The 4228-nt window shown below is 63.3% G+C and carries 4 protein-coding genes; all 4 read left to right on the plus strand.

Going from position 1 to position 4228, the window contains the following annotated elements:
* The first annotated feature begins 266 nt into the window (after positions 1-266).
* Entirely contained in the window at positions 267-1484 is a 1218-nt protein-coding gene (locus BDO18943_RS42155; RefSeq protein WP_043188777.1) for a DUF2863 family protein, read from the plus strand.
* A 213-nt stretch (positions 1485-1697) separates the two neighbouring features.
* On the plus strand, positions 1698-2534 hold the full coding sequence (locus BDO18943_RS42160; RefSeq protein WP_175026699.1) for a response regulator transcription factor: 837 nt from the start codon (positions 1698-1700) through the stop codon (positions 2532-2534).
* A gap of 75 nt (positions 2535-2609) precedes the next feature.
* Positions 2610-3284 (plus strand): energy-coupling factor ABC transporter permease, encoded by a 675-nt coding sequence (locus BDO18943_RS42165; protein WP_043188781.1) that lies wholly within the window; start codon positions 2610-2612, stop codon positions 3282-3284.
* A gap of 144 nt (positions 3285-3428) precedes the next feature.
* Positions 3429-4079 (plus strand): BspC domain-containing protein, encoded by a 651-nt coding sequence (locus BDO18943_RS42170; RefSeq protein ID WP_043188784.1) that lies wholly within the window; start codon positions 3429-3431, stop codon positions 4077-4079.
* Positions 4080-4228 lie beyond the last annotated feature (149 nt).

Here is a 4228-nt window from a genome sequence, read left to right on the forward strand (position 1 = left end):
GCGGGGTTCAACTTCCAGGCCAGTGGCGCGCTCCAGACTGCAGCACACCGCCAACCTTGCTTCCCTCTTCCGCGCCGCGTTTCCGTTAGCGCGAAAGAGGCGTTATTGTAGGGAGCTCTCGGCATTCGCGCAAGGGGTTTGAAGCAACTTTTTTTACAAAAGCTGCAATTCGGCCGGCCGGCCATGCGTCGGCACGAGACCGCTTATGGTGCAAAGAACGGACTAGAATGTGAGGTTCTTCGCCTCTTTCTATATACGTCTTTAATATGCGCCAGCGAATCGCCAAACGCCTCCCCCCCGATGCCGACAAACTGGTCGGTCTGTCGCTTGCGCTCTTCGCCTCGGGTAGCCGCATCGAGGATCGCTTCTGGGAAGCGAAGCTCGACGCGCTGCTCGCCAAGATTGTCCGCAACGGCAACCAGACCACGCTCGACGCAGCGCTCGACCATCTTCAGCAGAATCACCCCGATGCCTATGGCGCACTCGCCGACATGGCCGAGACGCACAGCGAGTCGATGGTGATCGAGCACGACGGCCAACCGTTCGACGCACTGCTGGTCGCCGTCCCGGTTCTCGCATGGACGCGCTACATGATTCCGTCGGGCCCGCTCAAGGGTGACGTTGCCGATGCGCTGCGAACGCACCTGCAGGCTCACGTCCTGGCGAACGGCACCCTCGTCGGGCTTGCTCCGTTCCTCTACAGCATCGATCAGTTGCCGCGGCACCACGTCGAGACCTACCGGCTGGCCCAGCAGCTCGCGCATGCAGCGATCAGCCAGCACACGCCCAAGCTCAGCTTCGGCGACCTGCCGGAAACCTCGCCGATCCTGGCCGACCCGCGCTTCCTGCTCGCCGTCGTCGCTGCGCCCGCCGGCGCACCGCTGTTCCGCTGGCAGGAAGAAGAAGGCGGCAGCCGGATCGAACGTGGCCAGTGCCTCGAGCAATGGACCGCCCAGGGCGGCCCGAACCTGTCGATCGCCCTGCCCGGCTGCGAGTTCGAATGCCTGCTTCCGGACGCGTACTATTCGGCCTGCCGGGATGCGGACGAACGCGTGCGTCCGCACACGGTCAGAACCGCCATTCGTTATCTTTTCGACACACTTGGTGCGGCACCGCAAGAGCTGCGCGCGGTGGTCGCCGGCTTCGGCGAACGCCGTATCGACGAGTATCGTGTCGGCTTCACGCGACGTGCCAGCAACGACGTAATCTACGGCGTCGTATGGCCGCTCTACGGCCGTGAAAACGGCGACGTGTCGATCGACAGCGCGACGCTCGAAGGCGAAGCACCGATCGAAGGGCCGCTCGAGGAAATCGTGAGCCTGTTGAAGGAATGCGGTGTAACCGACGTCCGGCGGCACGCGGGCCGCTTCGAGCCCGAATACTGCGATGACTGCGGCGTGCCGCTCTACGCCGATCCGCTCGGCGAAATCGTCCACGCGGAAATGCCGGAAGACGCGTCACCCGCCCAGCCGCACTTCCACTGACCCGCAGCACAGCAGGCCCTGACGGCCTGCCCGCCTGAAGCCGCTCACGGTTCCCGCCGGAGCGGCTTTTTACTTGTCCGCCATCCCGCCGCCCGAAATTTCATACTTTTCCTAAGCCTTTCAGCCAAGCAGACATCGTGTAAGGTCTTTGTCATTATCAGACCCAAGGCATGCCAGACGGCAGATCAATGGCTCACATTATGGAGGTTGAATATGCGGTTCCTGATGCTCAATTCAGACGCCGAACGGCGTGACGGACTGAAGGCCCTGTTGCGACAGATCGACCGTCACGCCAGCATCAACGATGCGCCCGACAGTTTTCAGGCGCGCAGGCTGCTGCGCAACCAACGTTTCGACCTCCTCGTGATCGACTGGCTCGATGTCGGCCGGCTCAGCGAGCTTCAGGCGCTCTGCAGCGCGTGCTCGCCGACACCCGTCGCCGTCCTGGTCGACGAGACATCGCCGGAAGCCATCCAGCGCTTCTTCAACTATGGTGTTGCCGGCGTGATCCCGCACTCCACGCGGCCGCACCTGATCGTGCGTGCACTCGAGATCGTGCTGCTGGGCGGACACTACATCCCGCCGATCGCGCTCCGTCTGCTGCCTTCCACCGCCGCGGCGCGCTACGATGCCCATTTCCAGACGCTCGCCGGATCGCTTCCCCGCCGCCCGCCGAGCGGTCTCTTGTCGCCGCGGCAAGCGCAGATCATGCGCTTCGTCCACATGGGCAGCACGAACAAGATGATCGCCCGCACGCTCGGCATCAGCGAAGGTACCGTCAAGATCCACCTCGCCAGCATCTTCCAGCAGCTTGGTGCCGCCAATCGCGCCGCCGCGGTCGCGATCTACAACGGCTGGCTGTCGCCCCATCTCGAGGTGCTGCTGGCGAACCGCAGTCGCCCGCGCAAGCCGCCCACCGGCGAACACGGCCCGGTTCCGCTGCGTCCGCAACGGCATGACCGGCCATACCCGTTGCCAGCCTCGATCGACGGCGCACAGGACCTGCCGCTCGCCGCCGAGCCGCCAGCGCGGTTCCGGCGCGAACGCTAGGCAAACAGTCTCGATATTGCGACGGTCGGTATGTGCGGATTCCCACCTTTGATGCTCAACGAGTAATATGGACGCATGGGTTTTCTTTTCACACCGCTTCCGCTCTGGGTTGGCATCGGCGGCTGGATCGCCGCCGTGGCCCTGCTCGCGCTCGCGATCTGGAATCGTCCCTTCGTGCGCCTGCAGGACGCCACGCTCCAGCACGTGTGGCTCGCGCTCGTGACCGCCATTGCAGTCCTCTGGGCCTCGAATGCCTGGCTCGAAGATGGCATCGTCATGCATCTGCTTGGCGCGACGCTGCTCGTCACACTGTTCGACTGGACACTCGCACTGATCGCGATGGGCGCCATCACGGCGGTCGCCGCGATCATCTTCGACGCGCCTTGGCAGGGTATTGGCCTGACCTATCTGATCTACGGCGCGCTGCCTGTCGCCGTGTCGGCGTTGCTGCAGCGCGCCGCGCTCGCATGGTTGCCACACAATCTCGCGTCGTTCATCACGGGCCAGGGATTCCTGTCGCCGGCCATCGCGATCATCGCGGTCGCCGCTGCCGCAGCCGGGGTCCAGCTCGCACTCGCGGATGGCGTGCCCGTCGTGATTCCGGCCGGCTACCTGCTGAACACTGCGCTGCTCGCACTCGGCGAAGCGTGGTTCACCGGCATGGCGACGGCACTCATCGCCGTCTATCGCCCCGCATGGGTCACGACCTTCGACGTCCGGCGCTATCGCCTCGGCGGCCCGCGCGCCTGAATGACCTGACCCACTGGTAGCGGCACCGTCATCACGTACCGGCGGTACCTCGTGCAGCGCGGCAGAATGCGACATCTACTGCCGCACAACTTTTTTACGCTAAGATTGAACTCCGGTTCTTCATCGGACATCTATACGTGCCCGATGTCTCATTCGCTCCTCACCAATAACCAGATGGACAGCTCTCCTGCGTCGCTCCGGATTTTCCGGGCGCTCGGCAAGCTGGCAGCCTGTATTGCGGGCCTGTCGCTTGCGCTTCCGACACCGGCATTCGCCGACCTGCTCGACCAGCGCTCCGAACTGATCAACAAATTCGTCAACGAAATGCATGCCGATCCGCTCGCCGCCGATTGTGCGGCGCACGGCAGCTTCATCGCCAGTACGTCGTCGGCGTTCGACCGCGTCGACTTCGCGCCGAACGCATTCGACAGCGGCAACGCGACGATCACGCCTTGGAACGACTCGTTCGATCAAGGCAAGCAGCGCGTGAAGGTCGACAATATCGTCACGGTCGACGGACTCGGCATCCACAGCGACGGCAGTGACCCGACGCCACTGAAATTCCGATGCGGCTACGTCGGTCAGCAAATGCTTGCGTTCAGCTGGAACGACCCGGTTCCGCCGCTGAAGCCGCGCGTCGAGCGCTCCTCATCCTCGACGAAGAAATTCAAGGGCAAGTCGCACCGAGGCAAGGTCAAGGCATCGAGCCGCACCGGCAGCAAGAAGGCCGTCGCAACGAAAAAGTCGAGCGGCCAGAAGAAGGTCGTGAAGAAGAAAGCCGCGAAGAAGTCCTGATACGGCGCAGCGACATCGACAGACGCAAAAAAGCCGGGGCATCTCAAGATGCCCCGGCTTTTTTCATACGGCTGACCCGTCCTGAAATAGGTTGACACTTTTTCGCCGAAGCGAAGAGGTGCCAAGTGCAACAAGGGATCAAACGAACG

Source organism: Burkholderia aenigmatica, assembly GCF_902499175.1.
GTDB classification, from domain to species: domain Bacteria; phylum Pseudomonadota; class Gammaproteobacteria; order Burkholderiales; family Burkholderiaceae; genus Burkholderia; species Burkholderia aenigmatica.